This window comes from Yinghuangia aomiensis, from assembly GCF_039542225.1.
GTDB lineage: Bacteria > Actinomycetota > Actinomycetes > Streptomycetales > Streptomycetaceae > Yinghuangia > Yinghuangia aomiensis.
The window spans coordinates 44,622-62,290 of the sequence record NZ_BAABHS010000010.1; the positions used below are offsets into that span (position 1 = coordinate 44,622).

16 protein-coding genes and 1 pseudogene are annotated in these 17,669 nt (G+C 72.6%); 10 read left to right on the top strand and 7 right to left on the bottom strand.

What is annotated here, in order from left to right; genetic code table 11:
• Nucleotides 1-360: 360 nt before the first annotated feature.
• On the bottom strand, nucleotides 361-714 hold the full coding sequence (locus ABEA93_RS15340; RefSeq protein ID WP_345676085.1) for a winged helix-turn-helix transcriptional regulator: 354 nt from the start codon (nucleotides 712-714) through the stop codon (nucleotides 361-363).
• 49 nt (nucleotides 715-763) lie between these two features.
• Here ABEA93_RS15340 and ABEA93_RS15345 point away from each other — a divergent pair, with 49 nt between their 5' ends.
• Nucleotides 764-1,660 carry an NAD(P)-dependent oxidoreductase gene (locus ABEA93_RS15345; RefSeq protein WP_345676086.1) on the top strand — a complete coding sequence of 299 codons (897 nt, stop codon included), beginning with the start codon at nucleotides 764-766 and terminating at the stop codon, nucleotides 1,658-1,660.
• An 85-nt stretch (nucleotides 1,661-1,745) separates the two neighbouring features.
• Here the strand turns inward: ABEA93_RS15345 and ABEA93_RS15350 are convergent, their stop codons facing one another.
• Nucleotides 1,746-2,564, bottom strand: coding sequence for a class I SAM-dependent methyltransferase (locus ABEA93_RS15350; protein WP_345676087.1), 819 nt, complete (start codon nucleotides 2,562-2,564; stop codon nucleotides 1,746-1,748).
• Nucleotides 2,565-2,975: 411 nt separating this feature from the next.
• Between ABEA93_RS15350 and ABEA93_RS15355 the strand changes: the two genes are divergently transcribed.
• The gene (locus ABEA93_RS15355; protein WP_345676088.1) at nucleotides 2,976-4,205 is read left to right on the top strand and encodes an SDR family oxidoreductase; all 1,230 of its coding nucleotides are present in this window, start codon (nucleotides 2,976-2,978) and stop codon (nucleotides 4,203-4,205) included.
• 208 nt (nucleotides 4,206-4,413) lie between these two features.
• Here ABEA93_RS15355 and ABEA93_RS15360 read toward each other — a convergent pair.
• Together ABEA93_RS15360 and ABEA93_RS15365 are read right to left on the bottom strand one after the other, a co-directional pair.
• A pseudogene (locus ABEA93_RS15360) lies at nucleotides 4,414-4,530 on the bottom strand (DUF6221 family protein); the annotation flags it as partial.
• Between the two features lie 33 nt (nucleotides 4,531-4,563).
• Entirely contained in the window at nucleotides 4,564-4,989 is a 426-nt protein-coding gene (locus ABEA93_RS15365; protein WP_345676089.1) for a PPOX class F420-dependent oxidoreductase, read from the bottom strand.
• Between the two features lie 216 nt (nucleotides 4,990-5,205).
• On the opposite strand from ABEA93_RS15365, the gene ABEA93_RS15370 reads away from it, so the two are divergent.
• Together ABEA93_RS15370 and ABEA93_RS15375 are read left to right on the top strand one after the other, a co-directional pair.
• Nucleotides 5,206-5,973 carry a GNAT family N-acetyltransferase gene (locus ABEA93_RS15370; RefSeq protein WP_345676090.1) on the top strand — a complete coding sequence of 256 codons (768 nt, stop codon included), beginning with the start codon at nucleotides 5,206-5,208 and terminating at the stop codon, nucleotides 5,971-5,973.
• Nucleotides 5,974-6,054: 81 nt separating this feature from the next.
• Nucleotides 6,055-6,477 (top strand): hypothetical protein, encoded by a 423-nt coding sequence (locus ABEA93_RS15375; RefSeq protein WP_345676091.1) that lies wholly within the window; start codon nucleotides 6,055-6,057, stop codon nucleotides 6,475-6,477.
• 299 nt (nucleotides 6,478-6,776) lie between these two features.
• Here ABEA93_RS15375 and ABEA93_RS15380 read toward each other — a convergent pair whose 3' ends face one another.
• Complete coding sequence (locus ABEA93_RS15380; protein ID WP_345676092.1) at nucleotides 6,777-7,724, bottom strand: ADP-ribosylglycohydrolase family protein; 948 nt, start codon at nucleotides 7,722-7,724, stop codon at nucleotides 6,777-6,779.
• Between the two features lie 157 nt (nucleotides 7,725-7,881).
• On the opposite strand from ABEA93_RS15380, the gene ABEA93_RS15385 reads away from it, so the two are divergent.
• From ABEA93_RS15385 to ABEA93_RS15395, 3 genes are all read left to right on the top strand, one after another.
• On the top strand, nucleotides 7,882-8,265 hold the full coding sequence (locus ABEA93_RS15385; protein ID WP_345676093.1) for a YrdB family protein: 384 nt from the start codon (nucleotides 7,882-7,884) through the stop codon (nucleotides 8,263-8,265).
• Nucleotides 8,266-9,102: 837 nt separating this feature from the next.
• Entirely contained in the window at nucleotides 9,103-10,557 is a 1,455-nt protein-coding gene (locus ABEA93_RS15390; RefSeq protein ID WP_345676094.1) for a ferredoxin reductase family protein, read from the top strand.
• Nucleotides 10,558-10,905: 348 nt separating this feature from the next.
• Complete coding sequence (locus ABEA93_RS15395) at nucleotides 10,906-11,916, top strand: esterase/lipase family protein (protein WP_345676095.1); 1,011 nt, start codon at nucleotides 10,906-10,908, stop codon at nucleotides 11,914-11,916.
• 115 nt (nucleotides 11,917-12,031) lie between these two features.
• Here ABEA93_RS15395 and ABEA93_RS15400 read toward each other — a convergent pair whose 3' ends face one another.
• Together ABEA93_RS15400 and ABEA93_RS15405 are read right to left on the bottom strand one after the other, a co-directional pair.
• Nucleotides 12,032-13,657: an ABC-F family ATP-binding cassette domain-containing protein gene (locus ABEA93_RS15400; RefSeq protein ID WP_345676096.1), complete on the bottom strand. Its 1,626-nt coding sequence runs from the start codon at nucleotides 13,655-13,657 to the stop codon at nucleotides 12,032-12,034.
• Between the two features lie 322 nt (nucleotides 13,658-13,979).
• Entirely contained in the window at nucleotides 13,980-14,750 is a 771-nt protein-coding gene (locus tag ABEA93_RS15405) for a DNA alkylation repair protein (protein WP_345676097.1), read from the bottom strand.
• Between the two features lie 89 nt (nucleotides 14,751-14,839).
• On the opposite strand from ABEA93_RS15405, the gene ABEA93_RS15410 reads away from it, so the two are divergent.
• From ABEA93_RS15410 to ABEA93_RS15420, 3 genes are all read left to right on the top strand, one after another.
• Nucleotides 14,840-15,355, top strand: a complete 516-nt coding sequence (locus ABEA93_RS15410) for a GNAT family N-acetyltransferase (protein WP_345676098.1) — start codon at nucleotides 14,840-14,842, stop codon at nucleotides 15,353-15,355.
• Between the two features lie 119 nt (nucleotides 15,356-15,474).
• Complete coding sequence (locus ABEA93_RS15415; RefSeq protein ID WP_345676099.1) at nucleotides 15,475-16,218, top strand: GntR family transcriptional regulator; 744 nt, start codon at nucleotides 15,475-15,477, stop codon at nucleotides 16,216-16,218.
• Nucleotides 16,219-16,306: 88 nt separating this feature from the next.
• Complete coding sequence (locus ABEA93_RS15420; RefSeq protein ID WP_345676100.1) at nucleotides 16,307-17,479, top strand: ROK family transcriptional regulator; 1,173 nt, start codon at nucleotides 16,307-16,309, stop codon at nucleotides 17,477-17,479.
• Nucleotides 17,480-17,669: the final 190 nt, after the last annotated feature.

Here is a 17,669-nt window from a genome sequence, read left to right on the forward strand (position 1 = left end):
GATGAGCGGCCGCACGGCCACACGGTGGCTGTCCCTCGTCCCCGCAACCGCGGGTCGGGGTGCTGCCGCAGCGCTGGTGGGCAAACCGGAAGCGTTCGCCGAACAGCCGCGGGGTGACCGTCCCGCGAACGCACCCCCCACGGAGGCCCGAGACCGACGCGATAGGGCCGATCGCTGATCGCGGCCACCCGGCCCGGCCATCCCGGCGACCACCGGGACGAGCCGGTTCCGGCGGCCGGAGCTCCGGCGTCATAGCCACTTTTTTGTGGGTACTTGCCGCTCCCCCGGGTGGCCGAGAGGCTGTTCGCAGGCGGCTCGGAGCCGTCGGCGGCTCGGCGGGGAAGGGAGGTGGACGGTGCGTCAGGAGGCGTCCTTGGCCGCCGCGGTCAGGCGATCGATGCGGCGGTGGCCCCAGTCGGAGAGCGGGGCCAGAGCCTCGGCGAGGTCGCGGCCGAACGGGGTCAGCGAGTACTCGGTCTTCAACGGGAGCGTGTCGTACACCTCGCGGTGCACCAGACCGTCGTCCGCCATTTCGCGCAGCGCCTGAGTCAGCACCTTCTCGGACAGCCCCGGGACGGCCCGGCGCATGGCGCCGGGACGCTGCGGCCCCGATTCGAGGAGCCACAGCAGCGCCGTCTTCCACTTGCCGTCGACAACCGCGATCGCGGCCGTCACTCCGCAGACGTTCGGGTCGTGAGCACGGCTGCGCGTCATCACTGTCCTATTCGTTGATGTTCTTTGTCATATGTACGGGAGACCTGCCATGTCGTCGCTTCCCTCGCACTCTTCACAGTCTGCCGTCACGGTCATCGGGCTCGGCCCGATGGGCCGCGCGCTGGCCGGGGCCTTCCTGGCAGCCGGGGCGCGCACGACCGTGTGGAACCGGACACCCGGCAGGGCCGGCGAACTCGCCGAACGCGGCGCCGAGATCGCCGACTCGGCCGCCGAGGCGGCGGCGGCGAGCCCGCTGACCGTGGTGTGTGTCGTGAACTACGACGCGTCCGACGCTGTCCTGCGCGCCGACGACGTGGCGGCCGCCCTCAAGGGCCGCACCCTCGTCAGCCTCACCGCCGACACCCCCGCCCGCGCCCGCGACACCGCTGCGTGGGCGGCCGACCACGGCATCCGCTACCTGGACGGCGCCGTCATGACGCCCGCACCGTCGATCGGTACTCCTGACGCGGTGTTCATCCACAGCGGCCCGGCGGACCTCTACGCCGAACACGCCCCGCTGCTCGGCCTGCTGGGCGGAACGCATGCGCACCTGGGCGAGGACCCGGGGCGGGCAGCCGCGTACGACGTCGCCTTGCTGGACATCTTCTGGACTTCGATGACCGGCTACGCGCACGCCCTGGCAGTGGCCAAGGCCGAAGGCGTCAGCGCGGGCGAACTCGCACCCTTCGCGCAGGGCATCGGCGCGATCCTGCCGCCGCTGTTCGCCGAGTTCGCCAAGGACGTGGACAGCGGCACGTACTCCGGTGCGATCAACCCGCTGACCTCGGCGCTCTCCTCGATCGAGCACATCGTGCACACCTCGGAGAGGCACGGCATCGACGCGAGCGTCATGCGCGCCGCCGAGGCGCTGGCCCGGCGCACGGTCGCCCTCGGCCACGGCGGCGACGGCTTCTCCCGGATCGCGGAAGTCCTCGGACGACGCTGAACACCTGCCTCCCCGAGGAGTTGCGTTCGCCGAACGGTCACCGTGACCGTTCGGCGAACGCTTCCGCGTGCCCGAATCGTGCGCCTCACCGCCGGGCGTGTGCGTACCAGACCCACCGATGGCTGTCCGCGAGCCGCTGCGGCAGCGGCGGGAGCCACGGGCAGCGGCCCGCCACGAGGTCGGGCGGCAGATACGCGTCGAGCCGCCACGCGCCCAGCGGCAGCAGGACATCCGGATGCTCCGCGAACCCCAGCCACGGGCACCCGCTCTCGGTCATGTACGCCAGGAACGCGCTCTTGGCCGGGTCTCGCGCGAAAGCCGGATGCGGGACGTCGAACACGACCCGGCTGCCCGCCGCACTCAACCGGCCGATCTCGCTCAACAGTTCGATCGAGTCGCCGCGATCCAGGTAGTAGAACAAACCTTCGGCGATCCAGACCGTCGGACTCCCGGCATCGTGCCCGGCCGCCGCCAACGCCGCCGCCCAGTCGCCCCGCAGATCCGCGTCGACCCGTCGGCGCGGTGCCGACGGCCCCAGCCCCGCTGCCTTGAACGCGCTTTCCTTGACTGCGAGTTGCCCGGGCAAGTCCACTTCGTACGCGGTCAGGTCGGACGGCAGCGCCAAACGCCAGCACCGCGTATCCGACCCGGCCCCGAGCAGCACCAGTTGACGCACGCCCGCCGCCACGCCGCGCTCGACGGCCGCGTCCCCGAACCGCCCCCGCCCCACGACCACACCCACCGGCGCGCCGAGCCCGATCTGGTAGGCCACCTGCTCCTCGGCCGCGCCGGTGCGCAGCAACTGCGCGTACGGATCGCGCAGGTACGCATCCGCCCGCCGGTGCTCGTCGTCCCGGACGACCGCCATCCAGTCGCTCGTACGCTGCACGGCATCGTCACCCACGGCCGCACTCCCGTCTGCCCTGGCCCGGGGGGGGTGTGGCTTCGTGCGGGCGTGGTCCGCGCGGAGCCCCCGCCTCCCGTCGATCCCACCGTGATCGCGTGGTTGGCCCCACCTTGCGTCCCCGCACCCCGTCACGGGCTCGGCCGGGGGCGCGCCGAGCCGGGATTCACCCGGACAGGTGTACGGGACCGCCGGCGCCAAGGCCGCCCTCGCCCCGACCGCTCGCGCCGGCGGTCCGCGGCAGGTCACCGCACCTCGCCGCCGCATTCTTCCGCCCGCCTGCCACCCTTCCGCTCACCTGTGGCGATCGCTTTCCGTAATCGTTCGAGTGGCATCCGTCACCTGGCTGGCCTACGTTTCCCGGTGGATGCCCCGCGATCCCGCGGAGGCCGGTGAAACGAGGTGAACACCTTGTCCCGCGTATCCGAACCCCTCTGCCCGGTCCGTGTGCCGGAGCCCTCGTGGGCGGCCGCGCCCGCCCCGCGAGGCCGTTCTTCCGGGGCGGCGGCGCTGCCCGGTCCCGCTCCGGCCGGCGACGCGCCGCTGCCGGAGCCGGCCGCCGACGAGGACGACGGCGGGGGCGCGCCGCGGACCGGTGATCGGCCGGTCGTGCTGCTCAGCGGGTCCAGCGGCATAGTCGGCGAGGCCGTCGCCTACGCCCTGCGCCGTGATTTCCATGTCGTGGCGCTGCGCGGGCGGCGCGCCGGTGCGTACGTCCACGAAGACCTGCCCGTGGACCTCGCCCACCCGCGGCTCGGCCTCGACTCCCGTGCTTGGGACGCGCTCGTCGCCCGTGCCGACGTCGTCGTGCACGCCGCCGGGCGGGCCCGCTACGACGGCCATTCCGACGAGTTCCAGTGCGTCAACGTGTCCGGGTCGCGCCGCATGGCCGAACTGGCGGCGGCCGCGGGGGCGCCGCTGATCCACCTGTCGAGCGCGTTCGTGGACCGGGTCGGCCAAGCGCGCGACGCGGCCGCCGCGATCCCGGAGAGCTGCCCGGTCACACCGCTGACCTACCTCGAGTCGAAGGTCGCCGCGGAACGCGCGGTAGCCGCGTCGGACGCGCTCACGTGCGTCGTTCGCCCCTCCCTCGTGATGGGCGACAGTGACACCGGGCACACGCCCGAACTCGGCTTCGTCCACGAGCACATCAAGATGCTGCTGTCCGGCGTCGCCACGTCGATGTGCGGGCCCCACCAGCGCGTCGACATGGTGCCGCGCGACATCGTGGCGCGCGCGGTCGCCGCCCTCGTGTCGCTGGCCGTACGCGACCCGCGGCGACTGCCGTCGCGTTACTGGGCGACGTCCGGGCAGGCGGCCCTGACCTGCGCCGAGTTCGGCGACATCGTGACGGACGTCGGACGTCGCGGCGGACTGCGCCTCGCCGCACCGGACTTCCACGACCCGGCCAAGGCCGCGCTCGCCGACTACCCGGACTGGGACGTCCTGGAGCCGCGGCTGCGCTCGGTACTCGCCGCGCAGGCGGCCGGCAGCACGATCCTCGGCGCGGGCGAGATCCTGCCGACGTCGCTCGGAGGCCGCGAGGTCCCCGGCGCGCCGGCGCCGGTGACCGTGCGCCAGGCGCAGCGGCACCTCGAAGTCAACGCGCGGGCCCTGCTCGACGCGGCACCGGGCGCCTGACGCGCCGAGGGGGCGGACCCCTAGCGGCGGCGTTTCGCAGGTACGCGCCGCTGCCGGGCTCGGAGGACCGACCTGCGCGAGATGCGCCGCACTGCCGGGCAACGGCGGTGCGGCGCATCTGCGCGACGGCGGATCGAGGAGGGGCGCCCCGCACGGCTCCAGGCGCAGGCTATGGAAGCAGACCATGGACGCATGCCATGGACGCAGGTTACGGGCGCCATTCCCGGCGGTAGGCGGGGTGTTCGGCATAGGACTGGGCGAGGACGCGAACCGCGTAGGCAAGGCCGGCCGTTCGGGGGTCCGCGGGCCTTCCGCCTGTCCTGTCCTGGCTTGCTCGGGTGCGGGGTGCGGGGTGTGTTCAGGTGGCTGTGGTGGGGACCGAGCGGCGTTGCATGCCGTCCGCGTCCGGGTCGAGGCCCCAGGACAGGATGCGCCGCGGGTGGACGCGGATGATCTCCGCGCTCAGGCCCGGGCGGCGCGGGGCGGCGTCGCGGACGGCTTCGGCGGTGCCGCGGATTTCGATGCCGCGCACCTTCCACGGGGTGACGGAGGCGATGTCGTCGACGACGAAGGCGACTTCGTGGGTCTGTTCGACGTTGCGGAACTTGCGGCTCGCGCCCATGGCGTAGCCGGCGATGTCGATCGTGCCGAGTGCGGTGTCGATGGTGAAGCCGACCGGGTTGTTCTGGAGTGTGCCGTCGGGGGCGGCGGTGGCGAGGCGGCCGAGGCGCTGGGTGCGGAGGTACTCGAGTTCTGCCGGGGTGAACGGCGATGCGGAGGTCATGCGGCCAGCCTGGAAGGTGAAGTGCGGTTCAGGTCAAGAGGGCGCGGCCGGAGGCTGCGCGTGCTGCATTCGTGTGGGCGTGTTCGGCGCTTGCGCCGTGCCTGAGACGTGCCTGTGCCGGTGCCTGACCGGGGCTTGATCGGTGCTTGGTCCGTGCCGTCCACAGGCGCGGGGAATTGCGTTGTCGGGTGGCGGCGGGCGACGGACAATGGCCGGATGATCACGCTGCGGAGAACCGTTCACGACGCGTCCGGGCGTCCGGTGGCCGACTATGTGCCGGGGACGCGGGCGGGGCATCCGTGGGCCGACGATCTGCGGCCGAAGGACGGTGTGTCGCCGCGCGAAACCGCCGACGCGGTGCTGGCCGCGCTGCCCGGATGGCTGGTGGGTGCGCCGGAGGAGATCGGGGCGGCGCTGCTCGCCGGCGGGGCACGCAAGCACCGGCACGCGCACTGCTTTTCGTGGGACTTCGCGGCGCGCCGGGTGGACCCGTCGTGGGCGGTGCCGGAGTTGCGGCCGGGGCTGCGGCTGGAGTCGGCGCTGAGCCACGAGGCGGCGGACCTGACGTCGCTGTGGATGTCCGCCTATCCGCCGGGACACCCGGACAACCCGGACGGGGAGACGTTCGACTCCGCGCGCACCCAGCTCGCGCTGCTGTTCGACGGCCAGGTACTGGGGCCGCTGCTCGCGTGCAGCACGGTGATCGTCGACGGGACACAGCCGGTCGCGGCGTCCCTGGTCAGCGGCCGCGACGGCGAACCGCCGCTCGGCGGGCCGTGGATCACCGAGGTCTTCCGGCACGCGGACCCGGAGTACGTGGGCCTCGGCGCGGTCGCGCTGCGGGCGTCGCTGGCGTTGGCGGCTGATGGGGGGCTGCCCGCGCTCGGGCTGGCGGTGACGGACGGGAATCCGGCGCGGCGGACGTATGAGCGGATCGGGTTCGCGCATGTGGAGAGCACGATCACGGTTGTCGTGCCGGAGTAGGGCGGGCGGCTTGGTAGCCGGGTGGACGCGCCGGGTTTCGGGTGGTGACGACTCGGTGGTGGGTGTGGCACTCTTCCGGCCGTGACCGAATCCCCGATATCCGGTTCGGCGTCCGTCGCGGCGCCGGATCCTGTGTGGCTCGCAGCCCGGCCGGACGACCGGCTGCCGTCGGTGTTCCGGTTCCTGACGGAGATCGCGGCGTGGGTGGCGCTGCCGTGGGCGATAGCCGACACGTCGATCGTGCTCGGGGTGTTCGTCGGTTTGGTGATGGTGGCCGTGCCGACGGTGTTCGCGACGCCGGGCGACAAGCGGCAGGTCCTGGTGCCGGTCTCCGGCAAGGTGACGATCGCGCTGGTCGCCGCGCACATTCTCGCGGCGCTGTACGGCTCGTGGTCGGCCTGGCCGGTGTGGCCGGCGATCCCGACGACGGTGGTCGCCCTGATGACGATCGTGACGGAGATGCCGCGCTGGCGGTGGCTGTGGGGGGCCGCGGGCAGGCGGTGAGGCGGCGCGAAAGACATCACACGGGATGCGCGGTGAACCCCGTTTCATCCGGTTTTCCCGCGGTTGCCTCGACTTGGCGAGGTCGGGACGCTGGAAACGCTGGTGACCGGACGGCTGGACGGCCGGACGACGCCGTTGCCGGTGACGCGCGGTACTGCCGGCCCTTGGGCGTCGACGAGTCGGACACGTCCTGTGAGGCCTCGGTCGTCACCGTCACCGACACACTGCGGGATGCCTTGGCGGTGGCGGACGCGCCGACGCTGGTGGGCGTTGTGAGGCCCTCACGGCGGCGGCTCGGGTCAGGTTGCGGGGCCGGGCGGAAGGCCCGTCGCCGCCCAACCCGGTAGCGGTTCGGTGTTGTCCGCCCAGGACGGCGGCGGTGCCGTGTGGGGGCCGAGGATTCCGCCGACGATGGCGCACGTGGTGTCGACGTCGCCGCCTGCCGCTGCGGTCGCCCACAGGGCTTCGGCGAAATCGTCGGGGTAGTGCGCGGCGATCCAGATCGTGAACGGGACCGTGTCCGGGGCACTCACCCGCCGACCGCTGCCGAGGCTGCGGCCCACCGCGCGGGAGTCGGTGCGGCCGGCGAGTGCCAGCGCGGCGCGGAGGCGGTCGCGGACCAGGCCGGGCGGGGTGTGGTCGCGTACCGCGGCGATGAAGTCGCGGGCGGAGAGGGGGGTTCGGCAGACGAGTGCGGTCGCGGCAGCTACGGCGACCGCGCCCGCGACGCCCTCGGGGTGCGTGTGGGTGACCTCGGCGGACGCGGCAGCTTCGCGTGCCGCCCGGTCGAGATCGTCGGCGAACCACGCGCCCAGCGGTGCGACGCGCATCGCCGCGCCGTTGCCCCACGACCCTTGGCCCTCGAACGGCTCGGCGGCGAGCGGCCGCCACGCGGCGCCTTCGCGGACCAGGCGCAGCATGCGGTTCACCGTCGGCCCGTAGCCGCGGTCGAAGTCGTGGTGGCGGGCGAACGATGCGGCCAGCCGGTCCTGGTCGACGGTGCCGTGGGCGGCGAGTTCGGCATGCACCGCACACGCCATCGCGGTGTCGTCGGTCCACGGCCACGGGCCTTGGGGCAGGTCGCGGCGCCGCAGGGCGGGGAGGTTCTCGGGGACGAAGAACTGCGCGCCCAGCGCATCGCCGACCCGCAGTCCGAGGAGGGAACGGGAGGCGCGGGTAAGGCGGGTGGCGCGATCGTCGGCATGGGCAGGAACCGCGGGAGCGGGGGAGGAGGGGATGTCTGACATTGCCGGGCATCCTCCCAGGTCGAGGAGTGTGGCGCGATCACGTTTCCCGGTGGTGTGGACAAGACGGCCAAGGGCGTCGAGCGGTCGGCTTGGGGGTCCCCTCACGCCGAGGCCCTGGGGCTGTCCCGACGATCCGCCCTCCTGCCACCATGGCGGCATGACGCTTCGGGGACTCAATTTGGCCGTCCGATTCCTGCTGGAACTGGGTGCGCTCGCCGCGCTCGCGTGGTGGGGCGTGGACCTCGGATCGAGCTGGGTCGGCAGCCTGGTGATGGGCATCGGCTTCCCGGCCCTGGCCGCGGTGACGTGGGGCAACTTCGTCGCTCCGCGCGCCCCGCAGTTCCTGCCCCGCCCCGGCCGCTTGGCGATCGAGATCGCCGTGTTCGGGTCCGCCACCGCCGGCCTCGCCGCCATGGGCCACTGGCCGGCCGCCCTGGTCTTCGGCCTCGTCGCGGCCGGCAGCACCGCACTCACCCACATCTGGAAGCAGGACGACGAGATGCGGGCGAACGCGGGCGTCCGGATGCGCGCCCAAGCGTAGGGGCCGGGCAACCACGGGCCGGGCGACCAGAGCCGGGCCTCCACGGCGCGGGCGGGTCGACGCGAGACGGGCCCACCCCCCCGCACTTAACGGGTCGTCAGGGGGTGGTTAAGAGCCGGTTAAGTGCCGTCTGCGGGAGGAGTTTTCGCAGGTGGGGGGCGGTTTGGTGGTTAGGCTCGCGGCATGTCCGAGTCAGCCATTCGGCCGCGTGAAACGCGCGGCTCCTCCGGTGTGCCCGGTGCGTCCGGTGGTGGCGGTGCGGTCGCGCCGGGGCGCCACCGTGCTGCCGCGGCACCTCAGTCGGTGGCCCCTCGGAGTCCGGGCGGCGGTGGGCGGCACAGCAAGCCGGGTGGCGGCGCTGGTGTGGCCATGCCCGTGGCTTCGGTGAGCGCCGTGCCGGGCGTGGGGAGGGGTGGTGACGGGCCGCCGATTCCGATCGTGCCGGCGGTGGGGCCCGTGGGGGTGGGGCCGGTGGTCGGACCGATGGTGGGGCCGACGGCGGGACCGGTGGTCGCGCCGACGGGGCGGCCGCGAGGAGAGGGCGCCGGGGTCGCGGAGAGGCCGCAGGGGCGGCACGCGGCGGTGGTGTCCGGGGAGCATGTCGACCGCCCGGACGTGGCCGGAGCAACGGCACATTCGACTGCGGCTTCGCGGACTTCGGCGGTTTCCACGCAGTCGTCGACGAGTTGGGCGATGACCTCGCCCGCGACCCCTCCCGCAACCTCGCCGACGCCCCTGCCGGCGACCCCGCCGCCGACGTCGCCGGCGCCTCCGCCTCCGCCTCCGACTCCGGCCCCGGATCCGCCCCCGCCCCCGCTCTCGGGCCTGACCTCGTCGATGACCTCGGAGGACCGGGCCACGCCTCCCAGGGCGGCGATCGCCGACGCGGACCCCTCACCCGAGTCCGGAAGCGCGCAGGGGCACGCCCGCGAGGGCGAAGCCCTGAGACCGTCCCCGAGTACCGCCCCTCAGCGCGGTGCGCATCGCCCCCGGGTCACGCCTTCGCAGTTGCTGGTCGGCGTGGTGTTCGGGGGCGGGGCCGTGGTCGGGGTGTGGGCGGCGCAGCTGGCGGATGTGGGGCGGCTGGATGCGTTGTTGGCGTCGTGTGCGCATCTGGCGGGGTTGGCGGCCGGGTTCGGGATGCTCGTGCTGATTCTGTTGACGGCGCGGGTTCCGGCGCTGGAACACGGGGTCGGGGCGGATGTGCTGGCGCGGTGGCATGCGCGGGGCGGGCGGATCGTCATCGGGCTGGTGCTGGCGCATGCGGGGTTCGCCTGGTGTGCGTACATGCGGAATACCGGGACCGAACCTATCGGCTCTGTGGGGGAGTTGCTCGGGTATCCGGCGTTGGCGGCGGCGATCGTCGGGACCGGGATGCTTGTGGTGGTGGGGCTCGTGTCGGCTCGGGTGGTGCGTCCTCGGGTGCGGCATGAGACGTGGCGTGGGCTGCATTTGATGACGTATGCGGGGGCGGCGGCGGGTTTCGTGCACCAGCCCGCGGGGCCTGATCTGGCCGGGGCTCCGGTAACGGCGTGGGTGTGGACGCTGGCGCATGTGCAAGTGGCGGTGCTGGTGCTGTGGTACCGCGTGGTGGTGCCTGCGCGTTCCGCGCTGCGGCACGGGATTCGGGTGACGAGTGTGGTGGACGAGGGCCCGGGCGTTGTTTCGGTCACCATGCGGGGGCGGGAACTCGACGCGTTAAAGGCCGAGTCCGGGCAGTTCTTCCGATGGCGGTTCGTCACCGAGAGGTTGTGGCGGACCGCGTTGCCGTTCTCGTTGTCGGCACCGGTGCGGGACGACACGTTGCGGATCACCGTGCGCGTCGTCGGCGACCACACGCGCCGCATCCGGCGGCTGCGGCCGGGTGTCCGGGTGGTCGCCACCGGGCCGTTCGGGGCGATGACGGCGCATCGGCGGACGCGGCGGAAGGTGCTGCTGATCGCGGGCGGGGTGGGGATCACGCCGATGCGGGCGCTGTTCGAGACGCTGCCGGGCGGGCCGGGTGACCTGACGCTCGTGTACCGGGCGCGGAGTGCGGACGACCTGGTGCTGCGCGACGAGTTGGATCGGATCGCGGGGGAACGGGCGGGGACTGTGCACTACTTGGTGGGTGGGTCGCGTGGTGTCGGGAATCCGCTGACGCCGGCGAACTTGCGGCGGCTGGTGCCGGACATCGCCGAGCACGACGTGTACTTGTGCGGCTCTCCGGGGATGGCGAAGGCCACCCAGCGGGCTTTGCGGCGGGCAGGGGTGCCGGGGGAACGCGTGCACGCCGAGATCTTTGCGTTCTGAGGGCCGGGACCGGGGGTGGTTCCGGGTTCGATTCCGGGTGTGATTCCGCGTTCGATTCGAGAGGAATTGCTGCTGTGCCGATTCGCCGGATGGGGCTTGCCGCCGGGCTGTTTTCCGTCAGTGTCGCGGCCGTTGCCGTGCTCGGTGTGCCCGCGCCCGCGGCGCCCGCGCCGCCGGACCGGCCCGTTCGGCCGCCGGCCGCGGGGCAGCCGGCGGCATGTGACACGTGTCGATATGAACCGGTGCGTAGTGCGCATTGAAGTCGGCGAGCGCCGACTGTAACCTCCGGTAACCCCTGGAGGGGTGGCCCGGCCGCCTGGGCCGGATTTGCCGATGGGGAGGTATGCCATGTCCGACTCGCACCGGTCGCGCACCTCGCTCACCCGCACCTCGCTCACCCGCACGTTGTTCGCCCGCACGTCGCGCACCCGGACCTCGCGCCTCCGCGCCAAGCTCCGCCGCACCGTCGTCGCGGCTGTCGCGTCGTTGTGTCTGCTGGGCGCGGTGCCCGGTACCGCGGGGGCCGCGACGAACTATCCGGTGCCGTACTCGTTCGGCGCCGGGATCGCCGCGCAGCTACTGCACCCGGGCTCGGCGCCGGTCGGTGCCAACGACTTCGGGTGCCGGCCGTCCACGGAACACCCGTACCCCGTCGTGCTCGTGCACGGCACGTTCGGCAACATGACGGACAGCTGGCAGAGCCTGTCGCCGCTGCTCGCCAACAACGGCTACTGCGTCTTCGCGCTCGACTACGGCGGCTCGCCGGGCAACCTGTTCCAGGGCTACGGCGACATTCCGGCGAGTGCCGGGCAGCTCGCCGCGTTCGTCGACCGGGTGCTCGCCGCGACCGGCGCGCCCAAGGTCGACATCGTCGGCCACTCGCAAGGCGGCATGATGCCGCGCTACTTCATCCGGAACCTCGGCGGCGCCCCCAAGGTGCACGAACTCGTGGGCCTCGCCCCGTCGAACCACGGCACCACCCTGTGGGGCCTGCTCAACCTGCTCCAGGCCTATCCGGGCGGCAGCCAGTTCCTGACCTCGTCGTGTGTGGCGTGCGTGCAGCAGACCGCCGGTTCGGACTTCATGAACGCGCTCAACGCCGACGGCGACACCGTGCCGGGCGTGCATTACACGGTGATAAGCACGCGCTACGACTGGGCGGTCACCCCGTTGGAGAGCACGTTCCTGCACGGGCCCGACACGACGAACATCATCGTGCAGGACAAGTGCCGGTCCGACTTCGCCGACCACCTCGCGCTCATCTACGACCAGGTCGCCCTGCGCGAAGTCCTCAACGCCCTCGACCCCGCACACGCCAAGCGCACCTGCGCCGTCGTGCTGCCGGTGCTCGGCGGCTGACCGGGCGGCGGCGCCCGCCCGACGCCGCCGTCCCCCGGCACCGGAATCCCGAACGCCGCCACGGGATTCCGGTGCCGCAACATGCGAGTGCCCGCCTTCGGGCCGAGGGTGCGCCCTACATCCGGTCCACCCGGGTCAGGCCCTCCTCGTCGAGGCGCAGCCACCGGGTGATGCCGAGGCCGCGCAGGAACGGCAGGTCGTGGCTCGCCACGATCAGCGCGCCCTGGTACGACTCCAGTGCGGTGGTCAGCTGCCGGACGCTCGCCAGGTCGAGGTTGTTCGTCGGCTCGTCCAGCATCAGCAGCTGCGGTGCCGGGTCGGCGAGCAGCAGCGAGGCCAGCGAGGCGCGGAACCGTTCCCCGCCGGAGAGCGTGTCGGCGCGCTGGTCCGCGCGCCGGCCCTTGAACAGGAACCGGGCGAGCCGGGCCCGGATGTCGTTGTCGGTCGCGGCGGGCGCGAACCGGGCGACGTTCTCCGCGACCGTCAGCTCGTCCCGCAGGAGGTCCAGCCGCTGCGGCAGGTACCGCATCGGCACGAACGCGTGGACTTCACCCGCGTCCGGCTCCAGAAGCCCGGCGATGGTGCGCAGGAGCGTGGTCTTGCCGGCACCGTTGCGGCCGACCAGGGCGATGCGTTCGGGGCCGCGGACCTCCAGCTTGAGCCGGGTGCCGTACTGCGGGCGGACGCCCGGCAGCGACAGCACGTTGCGGCCTTCCGGGACCTCGGTCAGCGGCAGGTCGACGCGGATCAGGTCGTCGTCGCGTACCGCCTTCTCGGCCTCGGACAGCCGTTCCCGGGCGCCCGCGAGGCGCTCGGTGTGCATGGCCTTGTGCTTGCCGGCGGACACCTCGGCGGAGCGCTTGCGCATGCCCATGACGATCTTGGGCTCGCGCTTGTTGTCCCACATCTTCTGCGCGTAGCGCTTGCGTCGCGCCAATTTGACCTGGGCGTCGACGAGTTCGCGCTTTTGGCGGCGGACGTCCGACTCCGCCGCGCGCACCATGCGCTCGGCGGCATCCTGCTCCACCTCCAACGCGGCCTCGTACTCGCTGAACGTGCCGCCGAACCAGCGCACGTCGCCGTCCCGCAGGTCGGCGATCTGGTCCATCTCGTCCAGCAGTTCGCGGTCGTGGCTGACGACCAGGAGGACGCCCTGCCAGGCCGCCACTGCATCGTAGAGGCGTTCGCGGGCTTCGATGTCCAGGTTGTTGGTCGGTTCGTCGAGGATGAGGACGTCGGGGTGGCGCAGCAACTGGCCCGCCAACGCCAGCATCACCGATTCGCCGCCGGACAGTTGCCCGGTGGTGCGGTCGAGGCCGAGGTGGCCCAGACCGAGCCGGTCGAGGGTGGCGAGGGCGCGTTCCTCGACGTCCCAGTCGTCGCCGACGGCGGCGAAGTGCGCCTCGTCGACATCGCCCGCTTCGATCGCGTGCAAGGCGGTGCGCTGCGCGGCGATGCCGAGGACGGCATCCACCCGGGCGGTCGTGTCGAGAGTCAAGTTCTGCGGGAGATAGCCGAGTTCGCCCGTGACACGGACCGAGCCGCGGGTCGGGGCGAGGTCACCGGCGATCAGCCGCAGGAGCGTGGACTTGCCCGCGCCGTTGAGGCCCACCAAGCCGGTGCGGCCGGTGCCGAACGCGGCCTGGAAGCCGGTGAACACCGATCCGCCGTCCGGCCACGCGAAGTCGAGGTCGGTGACGACGATGGAGGAAAGGGTGGAGGTGGGGGAAGCACTGGACATAAACGGTCTCCGGGTGCTCGCGTGGAAAGGGGCGGCATAGGGAGACCCGCAGGCGCGCGCAAGAGTGACCGGAGAGCGTCGTCGAAGGAACGGCTCCTGCCGAGGTCGAGATCGCGCGTCAGACCGCACGCTTGACGCGTGGGCTGCGGGTCTCCTACCTCAACGGAGCAACGGCCTTCTCCAATACGACGGAAGTGCGGGGGCCAGCGCCAGTCGGAGGGGTGACCCTCGACGGCTGCGCTCGACCGTACGACGGTGCTCAACGGCCGCACAACCGGTTTAATTCCGGCCCCCGCACCGGCGTCGTACCGCCGGACACGTCCTAGGCGCGCTCGCGGTAGGCGTGCAGGACCGGGGCCTTGCGTTCTTCCGGGACGCGTTTGAGGGCCTCGCGCAGCGTCAGGCCGCTGATGCGGTCGACGTGCGCGGCCGTCCAGGCGAGGACCGCGTCGGGGTGCTTCTTGGACGCCTCCCGCAGGACCCATCCGAGGGCTTTGCGGACGAAGAAGCGGGTGTCGTCGAGCAGCGGCTCGGCGATCTCGCCGAGCACGGGGAACCAGCGGGGGAACGTGTCGGCCGAGCGGACGCCGAGCATGAACGCCAGGATGCCGGAGCGGCGCAGCCACATCTCGTCCTGCGCCGCCCAGGCCCGGTAGACCGCCTCGGTACGAGGCTCGCGCAGGAGGAGCCGGGCCGCGACCGAGCCGGACAGGACGTCGACGAGCGCCCAGGTGCCGGACTCGCCGACGAGTTCGGCGAGGAGCGCGGTGTCGTCGAGGGTGAGGCGGTCGGTGTGGGCTTCCAGCCACAGGCAGGCGGCCAGGCGGGTGTCGTGGACGGTCGGCGTCCACAGGGTCCGGGTGACGGCGACGAGGTCGGCGTGGGTGAGCGCGGGGCGCGCTTTGCCGGCGGCGCGGACGACACGGCGGACTTCCGGGACGGGCACGCCGTAGTGGTTGAGGTCGCTGTGCAGGTACGCCCGGGTGCCTTTGGCACGGTCCGGGTCGGACAGGGCGATCAGGGCGGTGTCGATCTCCTCGGCGACCTGGATGGCGACGGGATCGGGCGTCTCGGACTCGGCTGCGGCGATCATGGTTCCTGCCTACCGGACCGGAGCGACACGGTCACACATATCGCGGCGGGCACGTCATGTGTCGACGACACACGAGGAGATGGGGACCTATGACGACGGACATTTCGCAGCTCACGTTCCGGCTGCCGACCGAGGACGACTTCCCGCGCGTGCAGTACGGGCTGACGCACTGGTGGGGCGGACTCGGCGGGGATGCGGGGGCGCAGCAGCGGCGATTGCTGGTGCCGCGTTTGTTCCTGCAGCACTTCTGCCTGACGAGCCAGGTAGTGGAGGACGGAGAGGGGCGGCTGGTCGCGTTCCTGGTCGGCTTCCTGTCGCAGGACCGCGCCGACGAGGCGTACATCCACTTCGTGGGGGTCGACCCGGAGTGGCAGGGCTCCGGGGTGGGGCGGGCGATGTACGAGCGGTTCTTCGCGGCGGTCCGGACGGCGGGCCGGACCCGGGTCCGGTGCCTGACAGGCCCGGCGAACCGGGCCTCGGTCGCCTACCACCGGCGGCTGGGCTTCCGCGTCGAACCGGGTGCGCTCGACTTCGACGGGATCCCGGCGACGCCGGACTACGACGGGGAGGGCCTGCCCCGGGTGCTGTTCGTGAAGGAGCTGTAGGGAAGGTCCCGCCGCCCCCCGGCTTCTTGACCATTGGTCTGGACCTGCGTACTGTCGCCGGTGATAACACCAAGGACCTTTAGTAAAGCGGGAAGCATAAATCCCGTCAGGGGGGCGGCATGGCGACGACGGCGACCGTCGAAATGACAGCCGAGCCGAAGTACTGGCACCTGCGCACCGTGCTGCTCCAGGCCATCGACTCGGAGTTCGCGGCCGGCCAGACGCTGCCCAACGAGCGCGAGCTGTCGGCCCGCTTCGGCGTGGCCCGGGCCACGCTGCGGCAGGCCCTGGAGCAGCTCGAACTCGAAGGGCGCCTGCACCGCAAGCGCGGCGCGGGCACGGTCGTGGCCGGTCCGCGCCTGGAAATCGCGATGAGCACCCACAACGAAGGCTGGCCCGGCGTCGACCTCGGCGACCGCCAGCTCGTCGACGGCACCACCGCCCCCGTCCCCGCCCGCATCGCGGCGCAGATGGGCCTGCGTCCCCGCGCCATGGTGCACCGGGTGCGCCGCCGGCAGCTGTCGATGCGGCAAACGGTCGGCATCGAGTGCCTGTACGTGCCGCGCGCGGTCGTCCCGCGCGTCCCGGAACTCCTCGGCGACAACCGGCGCGCCGGCCTCGTGCTGCGCCACCTGCGGCATCACGCGCTGGAGGGCATGTCCCGGTCCGTCGAACTGGGCGTCGCCGAGGCCGAGGAAGCCCGCCTGCTGGAGCGGCCTCCGGGCAGCGCCGTCCTCGTGGTCACCACCGCGTACGCGGCACAGGGCCGCACGGCCGCCCTCGTCGTCGCCACGTACCGTGCCGACACCTGCCGTCTCGCGTTCGGTGACGAACCCGTATCGGTCGCCCGCTCCGCGTCCTGAACCGGTAGCATCCGCCGACACCAGGGCAGCGCCGACACCAGCACCAGACAGCACTGCGGGATCCCGGCACGGGAAGGAGCCGAACACCGTGGCCGGTCCGCCGAGCGGCGCCGCGGGCGGGGACACGTCCCTGCTGCGGCGCATCAACTCCGCCGTCACCCTCCGCGCGCTGCGCGGCGGCGCCCACCTGACGGTCACCGAACTCATGGACGCCACCGGCCTGTCCCGCCCCACGGTGGAAGGCGTCGTCGACGGCCTCCTGCACGACGGCCTCGTCGTGGAAGCCGAGGCGGACGCGGACACCGCCGGACGCCGCCGCGGCCGCCCCGCCCGGCGTTTTCGCTTCCACGCCGAAGCCGGGCACGTCCTCGGCCTCGACATCGGCATGCACGAAGTCCGCTGCGTCCTCGCCGACCTCACCGGCACCGTCGTCGCCCGCCACACCCGTGCGGTTCCCGGCGGCCTCGGCGCCGAAGAACGCCTCGACCGCGCCCGCGGCACCGTCAACGACCTGCTGCGCCGCGCCAAGATCCCGCGCGAGCACCTGTGGGCGGCCGGCGTCGGCACGCCCGGCATCGTCGACCGGCAAGGCGTCGTCACCTACAGCGCCGCGGTGCCCGGCTGGACCGGCATGGACCTCGGCGGCCGCCTCACCCGCTCGCTGCCCTGCCCGGTCTTCGTCGAGAACGACGCCAACCTCGCCGTCATCGGCGAACGCTGGCAAGGCGTGGCCGTCGGCTCCGACGACGTCGTCCTCATCCTGGCCGGCCTCAGCCCCGGCGCCGGATCCCTGATCGACGGCCGCGTCCACCGCGGCTTCGGCGGCGCCGCAGGCGAAATCGGCGCCCTGCACCTGCTCGGCCGCCAAGCCCCGCCGGAAAGCCTGCTGTCCACCACCGGGACGCCCCTCGTCCCGCTCGACGAGGACGCCGTCGCCGACGTCTTCCGCCTCGCCCGCGCCGGCGACCCGGTCGCCCGCGAAGCCGTCGACCGGTTCTTCCAGCGCCTCGTGCACGACATCACCGCACTCGTGCTCACCCTCGACCCGGAAATCGTGGTCGTCGGCGGCTGGGCGACCGGCATCGACGACGTCATCGAACCGCTCCGCACCGAACTCGCCAAGTTCTGCCTGCGCCTGCCCCGCGTCGAACTCTCCGCCCTCGGCACCGACGCCATCGCCCTCGGCGCCCTCCGCGTCGCTGTTGACCACGCCGAACAGCGCCTGTTCTCGGTCGAGCACGCGGGCGCCGCACACGCCTGACGCCAGGCTGCGCCGACGGAGCGAAATCCCGTGTCCGCGCTGCGTCGACGAGCGGCCCGGGGTTTTTCGGCTTCGGCGTGGTTGTGTCGCGGTTGGGGATCCCCGACAGCGACCGTCCCGGCCATCGGGACATCGTCGGGGGTGTCGTGAGCAAGGCGACCCACGGACGGCGCAGGCCGCACTGCTCAAG